Consider the following 14,736-nt stretch of genomic DNA (forward strand, 5'->3'; position numbering starts at 1 on the left):
AAGGAACGCGAGATGACGACGGAGATCGAAAGTCCACTCGCGCATCTGAGCGAGGAAACGCTCGAGGCATTGGCGAAGGAGTTCGACGCCATCCACGACCGGGTCTACGCCGACCTGGGGGAGCGCGACCGCCGCTACATCAAGACGGTGATCGCGACGCAGCGACAGCTCGCCGTCGCCGGCCGTGCCCTGCTGCTCGGCTCGGCGTCCAAGCCGGCGTGGGTCGCGGGCACCGCATGCCTCGGCATGGCCAAGATCCTCGAGAACATGGAGATCGGCCACAACGTCATGCACGGGCAGTGGGACTGGATGAACGATCCGGACATCCACTCGTCGGTGTGGGACTGGGACACCGCGTCGACCGCGGCGGGCTGGAAACACTCGCACAACTACATTCACCACACCTTCACCAACATCCGCGGCAAGGACAAGGATCTCGGGTACGAGATCATGCGGATCGACCCGCACCAGAAGTGGCATCCGGTCTACCTTGCGCAGCCGTTCTACAACGTGCTGCTCATGGCGTTCTTCGAGTGGGGCGTGGCGCTGCACGACCTCGATCTCGATGCGCTGTGGGCGGGGGAGAAGACCCCGGCGCAGGTGCTCGGCGAACTGAAGGGCATCGCAGGCAAGGCGCGGCGGCAATTCGTCAAGGACTACGTGGGCTGGCCCCTGGTCTCCGCCGGCGCGTTCGCCGCCGTGCAGCTGCTGTCGGGCGGACGGATTCCGCAGCCGGCCACCTCCCGGATCGGGCGCCGGCTGCGCGGACTCGGCCGCCTCGGGGGTGGCCGCGCGGCCGGCCGCCGGGCCGACCTCGTCGCCGACGTGCTCGACAAGGTCCTGCCGGGCGTGGAGAAGACGTTCCTCGCCACCCTGGCGGCGGACTTCACCGCCAACATCATCCGCAACGTGTGGTCGCACGCGATCATCTTCTGCGGCCACTTCCCGGACCAGACGTACACCTTCAGCCGGAAGGAGGTCGAGAACGAGAGCCGCGGCGGATGGTACGTCCGCCAGCTGGTCGGTGCGGCCAACATCGAGGGCAGCCCGCTGTTCCACGTGATCAGCGGGAACCTCGGCTACCAGGTCGAACACCACCTCTACCCCGACATGCCGAGTACCCGGTACTCCGAGGTGGCGCCCGAGGTGAAGGACATCTGCGAGCGGTACGGACTGCCGTACAACACCGGGCCCCTGTCCAGGCAGTGGGGCACCGTGCACCGGACGATCCTGCGCCTCGCGTTCCCCGGCGGCAAGCCGCGGCCGAAGCCCGGTCCGTATCGCAGCGCGGACGATCCGTCGTCACGGAAGCCGGCGACGAGCGAGGCCGCCCGGTTCCGCAGCCGACTGCCCGCGGACCATCCCGCAGCAGGCCCGGAGCACGAGCACGGTGGTGTGGAGGTCGAACCGCCGCCGCGCTGACGATCGTTGCTACGGCCGATGGGTTCGGTCGTACTCCGCTTGTGCCGCAAGCACTTCCGGCATGCTCGACTCGAGTAGCCCGATGAGGGCGCGCAGGTGCTCGGCGACCTGCGCGCCGAGCGGCGTGAGGCTGTACTCGACCTTGGGCGGAATGGTCGTTTCCACCCGCCGGTGGACGAGGCCGTCGCGCTCGAGCTGCTGCAGCGTCTGGGACAGCATGCGCTCGCTCACCCCGTCGACGTGGCGGCGCAGTTCACCGAACCGGTGCGGGCCCTCGCCCAGGGCGGCCAGGGCGAGCACGCCCCAGCGGCCGGTCGCGTTCTGCAGGACCTGCCGGGACGTGCACGCGCGGGCAAACACGTTCGCTTCGAGTGCGGGATCCGTCGTCACGCCCCCCAGCGTACATGTGCGAACACTTCGTGGTGTACTTACTTGATGGGTTGCACTTACGATTAGTAAGTGGTTTGATGGCGGTGTTCCCGACTTCCGTTCTCGAGGAGATCTCATGACCATCGCCGTCACCGGTGCCACCGGCCACCTCGGCCACCACGTCGTCACCGCCCTGCTCGACCGCGGTGCCGAGCCGTCCGACGTCGTCGCGATCGTCCGCGACGCCGCGAAGGCTGCCGACCTCGCCGCCCGGGGCGTGCAGGTGCGCGTCGCCGACTACGGCGACCGGGACGCACTCGTCGCCGCCCTGGCCGGCGTCGACAAGCTCCTGCTGATCTCCGGAAGCGAGGTCGGCCGGCGGATTGCGCAGCACACCAACGTCATCGAGGCCGCGAAGGCCGCAGGGGCCGGCCTCGTGGCCTACACCAGCGTCCTCGACGCGCAGCGCAGCCCCCTGGCCCTGGCCGCCGAGCACAAGACCACCGAGGACCTGCTCGCCGCCTCCGGCCTGGACGTCGTGCTGCTGCGCAACGGCTGGTACTGGGAGAACTATGCCGCCGCTGTCGACACGGCGAAGGCGACCGGCGCCCTGTTCGGCGCCGCCGGCACCGGCCGCGTCGCCGGTGCCGCCCGCAAGGACTACGCGGAGGCCGCCGCCGCCGTGCTGCTCGCCGGCGACCAGGCCGGCCGGATCTACGAACTCGGCGGCGACGAGCGCCTCACCTACGTGGAACTCGCCGACGTCCTGTCCGGGATCGTCGGCGCGCCCGTCGCCTACAAGGACCTGCCCCGGGACGAGTACACGAAGGTCCTCGAGAGCGCCGGGGTGCCCGCTCCGATGGCCGCTATCCTCGCGGACTCCGACGCGGGCATCGCCGTCGGCGCCCTCGACACCGACAGCGGCGACCTGCAGCGGCTCATCGGACGCCCGAGCACGCCGGTGGCCACGGCGCTGAGCCGGTAATCCACGCGGCGAACCGGAATCCGCCCACGACACAGCATGGGCAGATTCCGGCTCCGCGAGCGGATCCAGGTTGTCCACAGGCGGCCGCTTCATCCCCAGATGTGCCGGTGCGTCCCGATCTGCGCCGGCTCGGCGCGGCGCATGCGCCACGCTCGGTCCATGACCGATCCCACAGCCCTGACCAGACGGGATCTGCTGGCGCAGGGTGTCACCGACGACCGGCTCCGCGCCGCGCTGCGGACAGGCGACCTCGTCACGCTGAAACGGGGCGTGTATCTGCGGCGGGCGGACGACGGCCCGCTCGACGACACCGGCCGGCACCGGGTCCTGGCACGGCACGTCGGCTCGGGTCTCCGCCCGGGGGATGCGCTCAGCCACGTGTCCGCCGCCGTCCTGCTGGGCCTGGACGTGTGGAACGCGGATCTGCGCCGCGTACACGTCTCGCGGACGTCCGCGAGTGGGCGCAGGATCACGTACCTCCACGTCCACGCAACCGACTGGTGCGACGGCGATGTCGTCACGCTCGACGGTGTCCGCGTCACCTCGGTGGCGCGCACCATCGTCGACCTCGGCCGGTCGCTGCCACTCGAGGAGGCGGTCGTCGCCGGGGACTCCGGACTGCGTGCCGATGCGTCCGCCCGCGACCGGTTGCCCGCAGTTCTCGCCGCGGCCCGTCACCGCACCGGGGTGTCCCGGGCCGCCGCCGTCGTGGACCTGCTCGACGGACGGAGCGAGAGTGTCGGGGAGTCGGTGTCGCGCCTGCGCATGGCGCGATTCGGCCTGCCGGTACCTGCCCTGCAACACGAGGTCGTGGCTCGGGACGGGCGCCGGTACCGCGTCGACTTCTTCTGGGAATCGCAGGGCGTCGTCGGCGAATTCGACGGTGCCGGGAAGTACGCGGACCGCCGCGACCTCGTCGCCGAGAAGCACCGCGAGGACGCTCTGCGTGACCTCGGCTTCGAGGTCGTGCGGTGGACATGGGCCGACCTGGATCGGTTCGAGGTCGTCGCCCGGAGGTTCGCCCGGGCCGTCGCTCGAAGATCCACGCGCTGAACCGGAATCCGCCCACGACACAGCCTGAGCGGATTCCGGTTCAGCGCGGGAATTCAGCGAGTCCGGTAGGCCACCCAGCCGCCGAACTCGGTGATGTCGACGGCGTCCGCCGCGGCGTCGTGCGTGCAACCGAATCCGACGACCCACCGCCCGTCCGAGAGTTCGACGCTGGTCAGCGTCATCGGCGCGGGCAGCGCGGCCAGGAACCGGCCCAGGCCGGCCTCCGAGACCCGGAACACCTCGCCGGCGATCGGCGCGCCCCGGCCGGCGCCGTGGCGGACGAGACCGGGCTTCGGGGGAGTGGTGTTCAGCGCCGTCAGGCGGTACGCGTCGGACGTGTGGACCTCCTCGACGAACCGGGCACCGATCTCCTCGAGCTGGAAGTGCAACGGCTGGTCGCGCAGGTGCGCCCCGAACACCGCCAGCTCGACCCCGCCGGAGGCGAATCCCGGCGCGGCGACGCCCGTCAACCGCGCCGCGAGGTCCACGGCGACCTGGTCGGCGAAGGCCGGCACCACGACCATCACCCCGAAGGGATGGCCCTCGGCGGTCGGTGCACCCGGTACCGCGACCGCGGCCATGTCGAGCAGATTGCAGAAGTTCGTGAATGTGCCCATCCGCCGGTTGATCCCGATCGGGTCGGACTGTACCGCCGCGATCGTGGGATGCTCGGTGGTGGTGGGCAGCAGCAGCCCGGCGAATCCGTCGAGGAGGTCCGCCGCGAACGCCTTGGCCTGGGTCAGGGTGTCGAGATCGGCCACCAGTTCGTGCGCCGCGGGGCGCTCCGCGGCCGCGACGATCGCCGCGACCGTCGGATCCGCCCCAGCGGGGTTCGTCGCCAGGAACTCTCCGACGGCCGCGTACCGCTGCGCGACGACGGCACCGTCGTAGAGCAGTGTCGCCGCGTCCAGCAGCGGCGAGACGTCGACCTCGGTCACGTCGAGTCCCGCCGCACGCCCTGCGGCGACGGTGCGCGCGAACGCCTCTCGATACTCGTCGCACAACTCGACGAGGTCCTCCGCGCGCGGCACCGCCACACGCGGCGTGGACGGCGCGGCGAACGGCACGTCCGACGGCCACCTCCGGGAGCGCGGGTCGCGCGGTTCCGGCCCGGCCATCACCTTCGCCGCCGTCACGGCCAGGTCGAGCGACGTGGCGAACACGGTGAGGCAGTCGTAGTCCACGCACGCCGGCACCACGCCGTGGGCCGGGATCACGCCGAGCGTGGCCTTGATGCCCACCAGTCCCTGCAGCGCGGCCGGGACCCGGCCGGATCCCGCGGTGTCCGTGCCGATCCCGATGTCCGCGATGCCCAGCGCGACCGCGGTCGCCGAGCCCGAACTCGATCCGCCCGATACGCGTTCGGGATCCCAGGAACAGCGCACCGCCCCGTACGGGCTGCGGGTGCCGACGAGTCCGGTGGCGAACTGGTCGAGGTTGGTCTTGCCCAGGATCACCGCACCGGCAGCGACGAGGCGCGCGACGCCCGACGCGGTGTCCGTGGGGGTGTAGGCGAACTCGGGGCAGCTGGCCGTGGTGGGTAGTCCGGCGACGTCCACGTTGTCCTTCACCGCCACGAGCAGACCCGCGAGCGGCAGGTCCTCGCCCGCCGCGACGCGCGCGTCCACGGCGTCGGCGTCGGCGAGCACATCCGCGGCCGGCCGCAGCGCGATCCACACCTCGGGCCGGTCCACCTCGCCGAGGCGGCGCAGCGCCGCCTCCGCCCGGGCCCTGCTCGACGACGGCGCAGCCGAAAGTCCATTTTCCACAACGATGCTCATGCTGCTCCGATCACGAGAAGGGGGGTGCCGGGGGCGACTTTCGCGCCCGGCCCGACGAGGACCTTCAGGACGGTCCCCTCGACGGCTGCCGGCACGGGCATTTCCAGCTTCATGGCCTCGAGGATGACGGCGGTGTCGTCGGCGGCGACCCGTTCGCCCTCTGCCACCTCGACCCGCCACACGTTGCCGACCATGGGGGCCTCGACGACGACCGATCCCGCCGGCATCCCGGCGAGCGGGTCTATGGGCTCGACCACCTCGATCGGCGCCGGCTCGGTGCGGTCGAACTCACCGGCCGCGTGCCACGCCTGCTTCTCGGTTTCGAACGCCGCGGACTGACGCTCGTGGAACGCGTCGATGGACTCGGCATTCTCCGCCAGGAACCGCAGGTGGTCGGCGAGGGCGAACGTGCCCTCGGAGACCTCGGCGTCGAACCGGCCCGCCAGGGACGCGGCGCGGTACTCGAGCAGCTGCTCCGGGCTCACCGGTTCCCACACGATCCGGTCGAAGAAGCGGAACAGCCACGGCTTGCCGTCCTCGAACGGGCCGGCCTGCCGGTACCCCGACCAGATCGGCACCGTCCGCCCGATCAGCTGGTAGCCGCCGGGGGACTCCATGCCGTAGACGCACAGGTACTTCCCGCCGATGCCCACGGCGTCCGACGGGGTCCACGTGCGCGCCGGGTTGTACTTCGTCGTCACGAGCCGGTGCCGGGGATCGAGCGGAACGGCCAGGGGCGCACCGAGATACACGTCGCCGAGGCCGAGGACGAGGTACTCGGCGTCGAACACCGTGTCGCGGACCTGCTCGACCGAGTCGAGTCCGTTGATGCGCCGGATGAACTCGGTGTTCGACGGCAGCCACGGCGCCGAGTCGCGCACACCGCTGTGGTAGCGGGAGATCGCCTCGGAGATCGACGGGTCGTCGAACGAGAGCGGCAGCCGGACGGTGCGGCTGGGCACCACCAGATCGTGGGTGGCCGGCAGTTCCGTCTCGAGGTCCTGCAGGGTCCCGAGCAGCCGGTGCTGGGGCAGCACCTCCGGGTCGAAGTGCACGTGCAGCGACCGCACCCCCGGCGTGACGTCGAGGATCCCCGGCAGGCGCACGGCCGCGAGCGCCTCGGACAGGGCGTGCACCCGCATCCGCAACCCCAGGTCGAGCACCATGTCGCCGTACTCGACGAGGATGTTGTCGTCGCCGCCGCGCAGGTACACCACCTCGGGACGGTCCAGGAACGCCGGGGTACCGGCCAGCCGGCCGCCGTCGAGCGCGGCGGGCCGCGCCACGGGCGGGACGTCGCGGGCGCGGGCCGCCGCGCCGCGCAGCTCGACCGCCGCCTCGTCGGTCACGGGAACGAACCGCACCGAATCCCCGGGCCGGATCTGCCCCATCTTCCAGCGGTGACCGGAGACGACCGTGAGCGGGCACGCGAACCCGCCCAGGCTCGGGCCGTCCGGACCGAGCAGGATCGGGGTGTCGCCGGAGACGTTGAGTGCGCCCACCGAGTAGGGGTTGTCGTGCAGGTTCGACGGGTGCAGCCCGGCCTCGCCGCCGTCCGTCCGCGACCAGGTGGGCTTGGGGCCGTCCAGGCGGATGCCGGTGCGGTTCGCGTGGGACTGCACCGTCCACGTGGTGTCGTAGAACTGGGCCAGGTCGTCCTCGGTGAAGTAGGCCGGGGCGGGCTGCGGACCCTCGGTGACGGCGAGATGCCACGTGTGGGTGAACTCCGGGCGACGGTCCACGGGTACGGGTGCCGGGCCGGCAGGGGCGGGCGACTCCGCCACGCCGAGCACATCACCCGTGGCCACGGCTCTACCGGTGACGCCGCCGAAGCCGCCGAGGGTGAACGTCGCGGCGCTGCCGTGGTAGAGCGGGGCGTCGAGCCCGCCCCGCACCGCGACGTAGGTGCGCAGGCCCTGCTCGGCCGGGGCGCCGACGTCGAGCACGCCGCCGGCCGGCACCTCCACGGGCTCCCACATCGGCACGGGCACCCCGTCAACGGTGGCGACGACCGGGGCGCCGGTGACGCACACGAGCGTCGGGTCGGAGAACTTCAGGCGCGGGCCCTGCAGCGTGCATTCCAGCGCCGGTGCCCCCTCCGGGTTGCCGACGGCGCCGTTGGCCGCGCGCATCGACAGGTCGTCCATCGGGCCCGACGGCGGAATGCCGACCTCCCACAGGCCGATCCGGCCGGGGAAGTCCTGCACCGTGGTCATGGTGCCCGCGCGCAGCACGTCGATGCGGTGGCCCGTCGCCCGCACGTCCCGCAGCGTCGCGGTGGTGTGTGCGGCCTCGAGCACCGGCTCGGCGGTGCAGATGCGCCGCAGCTGCGGCAGGTTCGTCTGCACGCCGTACAGGTGGGTGTCGTCGAGCGCCTCGGCGAGCGCCGCGAACGCGGTGCGCCGGGACTCGCCGCGCACGATGATCTTGGCGAGCATCGGATCGTAGAACGAGCTCACCTCCGTGCCGGTGTCCACCCACGTCTCGACGCGGGTGTGGGCCGGGAACTCCACGGCGGTGAGCAGTCCGGCGCTGGGCCGGTAGTCGTGCCCCGGGTCCTCCGCGTACACGCGCGCCTCCACGGCGTGACCGGTGATCCGCGGTCCGCCGTCGGGCAGCGCGTCGAGCATCTCGGTCTCGCCCCGGCCCAGCCGCAGCATCCACTCGACCAGGTCCACACCGGTGACCTCCTCGGTGACCGGGTGCTCGACCTGCAGGCGGGTGTTCATCTCGAGGAACGACGCCTCGCCGCGTTCGACGTCGTAGACGAATTCGACGGTCCCGGCGGAGCGGTAGCTCACCGACGAGGCGAGCCGGCGCGACGCCGCGAGCAGTTCCTCGACGACCGCGTCGGGCAGGTTCGGGGCGGGCGCCTCCTCGACGACCTTCTGGTTGCGACGCTGCAGCGAGCAGTCGCGCGTGCCGAGGCTGATCGTGCGGCCGCAGCCGTCGCCGAACACCTGCACCTCGATGTGGCGGGCGTGGGCGACGAACCGTTCGAGGAACACGCCCGACGAGGAGAAGTTCGCGGACGCGAGGCGCTGCACCCGCTCGTACGCGTCCCGCAGCTCGTCGGGGGTGTGACAGGCCTGCATGCCGATGCCACCCCCGCCGCCGACGGCCTTGAGCATCACGGGGTATCCGACGGTTTCGGCCGCGGCGACGGCTGCGTCGACGGACGCGAGCAGGCCGCTGCCCTCGACGAGCGGGACGCCGACGGCGCGCGCCGCCTCGCGAGCGGTGTGCTTGTCGCCGAAGACCCGCAGCTGCTCGGGCGTGGGCCCGATGAACGCGATGCCCGCCGCCTCGCAGGCGGCCGCGAATTCCGCGTTCTCCGAGAGGAACCCGTACCCGGGGTGGACCGCGCCGGCACCGGTCGCGAGGGCGGCCTCGATCACCAGATCCGCCCGCAGGTACGACTCCGCGGCCGGGGCGGGACCGAGGCGCACGGCCATGTCCGCCATTTCGACGTGGGCGGCGGACGCGTCCGCATCCGAGTACACGGCGACGGTCTTCAGCCCCAGTGTGTGCGCCGAACGCATGATCCGGCAGGCGATCTCGCCACGGTTGGCGACGAGCAGGGTGTCGAAAGCGAACGTCACGACAGGCTCCTTCGGTGACGGGGAAGAGGAAGGTATGGGGGCGGAACCGGATGTCAGCGCGCGAACGACATCGCGGTGACGGCGCGGGTCACCCGGTCGAGCACCACCGCGAGGGATTCACCGATGTGTCGGTGCAGCAACCGGTGGGCACGCTCGAGCTCGTCGCCGAGCACGGCGTCGACGATGGCGAGGTGCTCGGCGATCGACGTCTCGATCCGGCTGTTGACCATGAAGTCGTACATCCGCACGTGCCGGATCCGGGAGTTGACCGACTCGAGCGAGCCCGCCAGTTCCGCGTTGCCCGATGCGGCGAGCAGTGCGACGTGGAACTCCTCGTCGAGCACCACGAAGCCCGGTTCCTGCTGCGGCGGGTCGGCGGACAGGCGCAACCACCGTTCGCGTTCGGCGGTGAGGGCGGCGCGGTCGTGCCGCACATCGGGATTGTCGATCGCCCGCGCAATGCCCTGCAGTTCCAGGGTGATCCGCAGCTCGTAGAGGTCGCGGATGCGGGGGATGCTCGGCGGCACCGGCGAGAATCCGTACTCCTCGCGGCGCAGCAGGCCGTCCGCGCACAGCATCGCGAGGGCTTCCCGGACCGGGGTGCGGGAGATGCCGAAGCGCGCGGACAGTTTCGGCTCGGTCAGCCGCTCACCGACCGGGATCGAGCCGTTCATCAGCTCGGTGCGCAGTTCCCGGTACACCCGCGTCCGGAGCGGTTGCGCCGTGGCTGTATCCGTACGTGTCGACATAGCTGTATACGCTATGGACGTCGTGTTTCGCCGAGATTGCCCGCGGTAAAGCGGCGGTTAGGAAGAACTCTCAGAAGTCCCGCTCGATGCGCAGCACGCCGATGGTGGTGGCAAGTCCGTCGTATTGCGCTACCAGCAGGCAGAATTCGACCATCCGCCGGTCGTCGAGGTGAGCGGCCAGCGCCTTCCACGTCCCGTCGGCGAGGTCCCTGGTGGTGACCAGCTCGTCGACGGCCGCGAGCATCGCCCGGTGCCGCGGGCTCCAGCCGGGGGCCCCGGGCCCGTCGAGGATGCGCTGCAGGATCTCCGGCGTGATCCCGGCGCGGCGGCCGAGCCGGGTGTGGTGGTCCAGCTCGTAGCCGCACTCGCGCAGGTGCGCCACGCGGAGGATGACCAGTTCGGATTCGAACCGGGGCAACCGCCCGAACGGCATGAGCTTCCCGGAGTAGTACAGCCAGCCGCGGAACAGGCCACCGGTGCGGCCCAGGGTGCTGAACAGCTGCGCGTCCTTCGTGCCGGCCACTGTCGAGAGCACGCGCCAGGCCGCCCAGTTGAGAGGGCCGAGCTCCCTGAACCGTCCGGGCCGGATGCGAGGTGACATGCCGGTCAGTCTCGCACGGCGCGCGCCAATCGGGCCATCGTCCGGGCCTGCTCGGCGCGCTGCACCACCACCGCCCGGGACGTGTCGATGTGGGCGAGGAGCTGGGCGTGGGCGTCCTCGAGGCGGCCCGCGAGCACCGACTCCGCCACGCAGATGTGCTCGTCGACGGTCGCCGTGATCCGGTCGTGCGTCAGGTAGTCGAACATGCGCACGGGCCGCACCTTCGCGTTCACGGTGGCCAGCGCGTCGCACAGGGCCGGATTGCCGGCGGAGGCCAGCAACGCCAGGTGGAACTGTTCGTCGAGGCCGACGAAGCCCGCATCCGGCTCGGGCAGGTCACGGCGCAGCGCATACCACCGGTCGAGCTCGGCGCCGAGCACGTGGGGATCGTGCCGGATCGACGGATCGGCCAGCGCGCGACGGATCCCGCGCAGCTCCAACGTGGTCCGCAGCTCGTACAGATCGGCGAGATCGTCGAAGCGCGGCCGGTAGGGGAACAGGCCCTGCTCGCGCCGCTCGACCAGCCCGTCGGACACCAGCCGCGCCAGCGCCTCCCGCACCGGCGTGCGGGAGACCCCGTACTGCTCGGCGAGGCGTTCCTCGCCGAGCCGTGCGTCCGGCGGCAGGACGCCCGTCATCAGGTCCGAACGCAGCGCCCGGTAGACCCGGTCGCGCCGCGTGCCACCGGTGCTCATCAGATCGCCATGGCCGCGCGGACGGTGCCGGCGGCATCCGTGCCGCCGTCGCCGGTGGCGGTGATGCGACCGGATTCGAGGACGTAGTACCGCTGGGCGGCGTGCAGGGCGAAGCCGATGTGCTGCTCGACGAGCAGCACCCCGAGGTCGCCGCGCCGGCTGAGTTCGACGACGGTGTTCTCGATCTCGGCGACGACCGACGGTTGGATGCCCTCGGTGGGTTCGTCGAGGATGAGCATGCGGGGCTCGGTGATCAGGGCGCGGGCGATCGCCAGCTGCTGGCGCTGGCCGCCGGAGAGCAGGCCGGCGCGTCGGTCCAGCAGCGGCACGAGGGCGGGGAACAGGTCGAGCATCTCGGCGACGAGCTGCTTGCCGCGTCTGCGCCCGTCGGCGACGACCTGCAGGTTCTCGGCGCAGGTGAGCTGGCCGAAGGATTGTTGTCCCTGGGGGACGTAGGCCAGGCCGCGGGCGACGCGCGCGGACGGCCGCAGCGCGGTGACGTCCTCGCCGTCGAACACGATCCGGCCGAAGGTGGTGGGCAGCAGGCCGACCGCGGCGCGCAGCAGGGTGGTCTTGCCGGCCCCGTTGTGGCCCATGACGGCGACGACCCCGTCGGCGGGGACGGTGAGGGTGGCCCCGTGGATGATCTCGGTGCGGCCGTAGCCGGTGCGCACGTCGACGAGCTCGAGCATGTCAGGCCTCCTGCGCGGCGGTCGCGGTGCCCAGGTAGACCTCCTGGACCTGGGGGTTGTTCTGCACCTCTTCGACGGTGCCGTCGGCGATGACCCGGCCCCGGGCCAGGACGGTGACGGAGGTGGCGAAGGCGCGCATGAAGTCCATGTCGTGTTCGACGACGACGACGGTGCGCTGCGCCCCGATCCGGCGCAGCAGCTGGCCGGTCTCCTCGCGTTCGTCGTGGCTCATCCCGGCGACCGGCTCGTCGAGCAGCAGCACGTCGGAGTTCTGCACGAGCAGCATGCCGATCTCGAGCCACTGCTTCTGCCCGTGCGCGAGGATGCCGGCGGGCACGTCGCGCAGGTCGGTCAGGCCGATCGTCTCGAGGGCTTCCTCGATCTGCGGCAGCACCGTCGTGCGGCGGCGCAGCAGCGACCACGGGGAGCGGCCGGAGCCGGCGGCGATGTCGAGGTTCTGCAGCACGGTGAGTTGTTCGAACACCGACGCGGTCTGGAAGGTGCGGCCCACACCGAGGCGGGCGATCTTGTGCACCTTCTTGCCGAGCAGTTCGATGCCGGACTTGGTGACCGACCCGGTGGCCGGCACCAGGCCGGTGACGGCGTCGACGAGGGTGGTCTTGCCGGCGCCGTTGGGGCCGATGAGGAAGCGCAGGTCGCCCTGCAGCAGGGTCAGGTCCACCCCGTCGACGGCGGTGAAGCCGTCGAAGCTGACCCGCAGGTCGCGGATCTCGAGGTACTCGCTGGACATGCCGGCGTTGCCGCCGTAGTGGGGTTCGGTCATCTCACCGGCTCCATCGTCGTGGTCGGTTCGGGAATCGGCTGCGCCGGGCCGGTGCGGGTGCGTCGCCGGCGCAACGTCGCCAGCCCGGCCAGGCCGGCGGGGAAGAACCCGATGACGACGATGAACAGCAGGCCCTGGGCGTAGGTCCACGCGGAGGGGAAGTTCTCCGACAGGGCGGTCTGGGCCCACGCGACGCCGATGGCGCCGAGGACCGGGCCGAGCAGGGTCGTGCGTCCGCCGATGGCGACGCCGATGAGGAATGCGATGGAGGGGACGACGCCGACATCGGCGGGGGAGATGATGCCGACGATGGGCACGAACAGCGCCCCGGCGATGCCGGCGAAGAAGGCCGCCGCGGCGTAGGCGACGACCTTGACGTTGGCGGGGTCGTAGCCGAGGAAGCGGACCCGCTCCTCCTGGTCGCGCACGGCCACGAGCAGCTCCCCGTAGCGGGAGAACATCAGCTGCCGGGTGAGCGCGACGACGGATAGCAGGACGCCCGCGGCGACGAAGAACAGCATCCGCTTGTTGGCCGGGTCGGCGAGGGACAGGCCGAAGAAGCTGCGGAAGCGGTTGAGCCCGTTCGATCCTCCGATCGACTGCTGGCCGATCAGCAGGATCGCGAAGGCGGCGGTCAGGGCCTGGGACAGGATCGCGAAGTAGGCGCCCTTGACGCGGCGTTTGAACACGCCGAGCCCGAGCAGCACCGCCACCAGGGCGGGCAGCACCAGGATCGCGACGATCGTCACCAGCGGAGAGGCGAACGGCGCCCAGTAGCCGGGCAATTCGCGGATGCCGGCGATCTGCATGAAGTCCGGGACGGTGTCGCCGCGCAGCCCGGCGTCGGCGATCTTCAGGTGCATCGCCATGAGGTAGGCGCCGAGGCCGAAGAAGACGCCCTGGCCGAGGGTGAGCATGCCGCCGCGGCCCCACGCGAGACCGATGCCGACGGCGACGATCGCGAAGCACAGGAACTTCGCGAGCAGGTTCAGGCGGAAGTCCGACAGCACGGCGGGGGCGAGGGCGAACAGAACGAGTGCGGCGAGGGCGAACCCGGCCCACGTGCGGGCCGGTCCGGGTCGGGTGAGCGCCGGCAGACGTGTCGGGGCAGGCATCAGACCAGGCTCCTTGTCTTGACCGCGAACAGGCCCTGCGGCCGGACCTGCAGGAAGATCACGATGAGCACGAAGACGATCACCTTCGCGATCGATGCGGTGGTGGAGTATTCGATGAACGAGTTGAGCAGGCCGAGCGCGACGGCCGCGATGACGGCGCCCTCGATCCGTCCGAGGCCGCCGATGACGACCACCAGGAACGCGTCGATCAGGTAGGACTGGCCGATGGTGGGACTCGTGGAGCCGATCAGGGTCAGCGCCACTCCGGCCAGGCCGGCCAGGCCGGAGCCGAGGAAGAAGGTGGTGATGTCGGTGCGCCGCGACGAGATGCCCACGGTCTCGGCGAGATCGCGGTTCTGCACGACGGCCCGGATGCGCCGGCCCATCGGGGTGAACTTCATCGCCGCGATCAGGATCACCACACACACCACGGCCAGCGCGAGGATGAACAGCCGGGTCCTGGGCACCACCGCCCCGAGGATCTCCACGCCACCGGAGAGCCACTGCGGCGCAACCACGTTGACGGCGGGTGCGCCGAAGATGTCGCGGGCGGCCTGTTGTAGCAGCAGGCCCACGCCGAAGGTCACCAGCAGGGTGTCGAGCGGGCGGTGGTACATGCGGCGGATGAGGGTGACCTCGAGCAGCACCCCCATCACGCCGCCGACCAGGAAACCGACGAGCAGCGACACCAGCAGGGACACCCCGGCGGCCGAGACCACCTGCTGGACCACGTACGCGGTGTAGGAGCCGGCCATGATGAACTCGCCGTGGGCCATGTTGATCACGCCCATCTGCCCGAACGTCAGCGACAGGCCCAGCGCCGCCAGCAGCAGGATCGAACCGATGCTCAGGCCCGTGAACAACTGTCCTACAACGACATCCATGTCG

Annotated in this window: 13 protein-coding genes; 3 read left to right on the top strand and 10 right to left on the bottom strand. The window is 71.2% G+C overall.

Annotated elements, in window-relative coordinates; translation table 11 throughout:
- Positions 1–12 precede the first annotated feature (12 nt).
- Positions 13–1,422, top strand: a complete 1,410-nt coding sequence (locus OCS65_RS08865) for a fatty acid desaturase family protein (protein ID WP_029545274.1) — start codon at positions 13–15, stop codon at positions 1,420–1,422.
- Positions 1,423–1,431: 9 nt separating this feature from the next.
- Here OCS65_RS08865 and OCS65_RS08870 read toward each other — a convergent pair whose 3' ends face one another.
- The gene (locus tag OCS65_RS08870) at positions 1,432–1,812 is read right to left on the bottom strand and encodes a winged helix-turn-helix transcriptional regulator (protein WP_006932945.1); all 381 of its coding nucleotides are present in this window, start codon (positions 1,810–1,812) and stop codon (positions 1,432–1,434) included.
- A gap of 115 nt (positions 1,813–1,927) precedes the next feature.
- Here OCS65_RS08870 and OCS65_RS08875 point away from each other — a divergent pair, with 115 nt between their 5' ends.
- Both OCS65_RS08875 and OCS65_RS08880 read left to right on the top strand, forming a co-directional pair.
- Positions 1,928–2,776 (top strand): SDR family oxidoreductase, encoded by an 849-nt coding sequence (locus tag OCS65_RS08875; protein WP_029545272.1) that lies wholly within the window; start codon positions 1,928–1,930, stop codon positions 2,774–2,776.
- 159 nt (positions 2,777–2,935) lie between these two features.
- On the top strand, positions 2,936–3,829 hold the full coding sequence (locus OCS65_RS08880) for a hypothetical protein (RefSeq protein ID WP_231772599.1): 894 nt from the start codon (positions 2,936–2,938) through the stop codon (positions 3,827–3,829).
- Positions 3,830–3,882: 53 nt separating this feature from the next.
- Here the strand turns inward: OCS65_RS08880 and atzF are convergent, their stop codons facing one another.
- From atzF to urtB, 9 genes are all read right to left on the bottom strand, one after another.
- The gene (gene atzF / locus OCS65_RS08885; RefSeq protein ID WP_231772600.1) at positions 3,883–5,610 is read right to left on the bottom strand and encodes an allophanate hydrolase; all 1,728 of its coding nucleotides are present in this window, start codon (positions 5,608–5,610) and stop codon (positions 3,883–3,885) included.
- On the bottom strand, positions 5,607–9,212 hold the full coding sequence (uca, locus tag OCS65_RS08890; protein ID WP_231772601.1) for an urea carboxylase: 3,606 nt from the start codon (positions 9,210–9,212) through the stop codon (positions 5,607–5,609). The genes atzF and uca overlap by 4 nt, the downstream gene beginning before the upstream one ends.
- Positions 9,213–9,265: 53 nt before the next feature.
- A complete protein-coding gene (locus tag OCS65_RS08895) occupies positions 9,266–9,961 on the bottom strand; it encodes a GntR family transcriptional regulator (RefSeq protein ID WP_029545262.1) in 696 nt (231 codons plus the stop codon).
- A gap of 70 nt (positions 9,962–10,031) precedes the next feature.
- Positions 10,032–10,562: a carboxymuconolactone decarboxylase family protein gene (locus tag OCS65_RS08900; protein ID WP_043803327.1), complete on the bottom strand. Its 531-nt coding sequence runs from the start codon at positions 10,560–10,562 to the stop codon at positions 10,032–10,034.
- A 5-nt stretch (positions 10,563–10,567) separates the two neighbouring features.
- A complete protein-coding gene (locus tag OCS65_RS08905; RefSeq protein ID WP_006932958.1) occupies positions 10,568–11,257 on the bottom strand; it encodes a GntR family transcriptional regulator in 690 nt (229 codons plus the stop codon).
- A complete protein-coding gene (gene urtE / locus OCS65_RS08910; protein WP_006932959.1) occupies positions 11,257–11,949 on the bottom strand; it encodes an urea ABC transporter ATP-binding subunit UrtE in 693 nt (230 codons plus the stop codon). Before urtE ends, OCS65_RS08905 begins: the two co-directional genes overlap by 1 nt.
- A gap of 1 nt (position 11,950) precedes the next feature.
- Complete coding sequence (gene urtD / locus OCS65_RS08915; RefSeq protein WP_006932961.1) at positions 11,951–12,733, bottom strand: urea ABC transporter ATP-binding protein UrtD; 783 nt, start codon at positions 12,731–12,733, stop codon at positions 11,951–11,953.
- On the bottom strand, positions 12,730–13,848 hold the full coding sequence (gene urtC, locus OCS65_RS08920) for an urea ABC transporter permease subunit UrtC (protein ID WP_231772602.1): 1,119 nt from the start codon (positions 13,846–13,848) through the stop codon (positions 12,730–12,732). Before urtC ends, urtD begins: the two co-directional genes overlap by 4 nt.
- A complete protein-coding gene (urtB, locus tag OCS65_RS08925) occupies positions 13,848–14,732 on the bottom strand; it encodes an urea ABC transporter permease subunit UrtB (RefSeq protein ID WP_006932965.1) in 885 nt (294 codons plus the stop codon). Before urtB ends, urtC begins: the two co-directional genes overlap by 1 nt.
- Positions 14,733–14,736: the final 4 nt, after the last annotated feature.

The sequence above is a fragment of the Rhodococcus aetherivorans genome, assembly GCF_025722975.1.
In the GTDB taxonomy this organism is placed as follows: domain Bacteria; phylum Actinomycetota; class Actinomycetes; order Mycobacteriales; family Mycobacteriaceae; genus Rhodococcus; species Rhodococcus aetherivorans.

Bases quoted from the DNA above. Each gene is read 5' to 3' on its own strand.
- OCS65_RS08865 (WP_029545274.1), top strand. From the start codon at position 13: ATGACGACGGAGATCGAAAGTCCACTCGCGCATCTGAGCGAGGAAACG.
- OCS65_RS08875 (WP_029545272.1), top strand. From the start codon at position 1,928: ATGACCATCGCCGTCACCGGTGCCACCGGCCACCTCGGCCACCACGTC.
- OCS65_RS08880 (WP_231772599.1), top strand. From the start codon at position 2,936: ATGACCGATCCCACAGCCCTGACCAGACGGGATCTGCTGGCGCAGGGT.
- atzF (WP_231772600.1), bottom strand. From the start codon at position 5,610: ATGAGCATCGTTGTGGAAAATGGACTTTCGGCTGCGCCGTCGTCGAGC.
- OCS65_RS08895 (WP_029545262.1), bottom strand. From the start codon at position 9,961: ATGTCGACACGTACGGATACAGCCACGGCGCAACCGCTCCGGACGCGG.
- OCS65_RS08900 (WP_043803327.1), bottom strand. From the start codon at position 10,562: ATGTCACCTCGCATCCGGCCCGGACGGTTCAGGGAGCTCGGCCCTCTC.
- OCS65_RS08905 (WP_006932958.1), bottom strand. From the start codon at position 11,257: ATGAGCACCGGTGGCACGCGGCGCGACCGGGTCTACCGGGCGCTGCGT.
- urtE (WP_006932959.1), bottom strand. From the start codon at position 11,949: ATGCTCGAGCTCGTCGACGTGCGCACCGGCTACGGCCGCACCGAGATC.
- urtD (WP_006932961.1), bottom strand. From the start codon at position 12,733: ATGACCGAACCCCACTACGGCGGCAACGCCGGCATGTCCAGCGAGTAC.
- urtC (WP_231772602.1), bottom strand. From the start codon at position 13,848: ATGCCTGCCCCGACACGTCTGCCGGCGCTCACCCGACCCGGACCGGCC.
- urtB (WP_006932965.1), bottom strand. From the start codon at position 14,732: ATGGATGTCGTTGTAGGACAGTTGTTCACGGGCCTGAGCATCGGTTCG.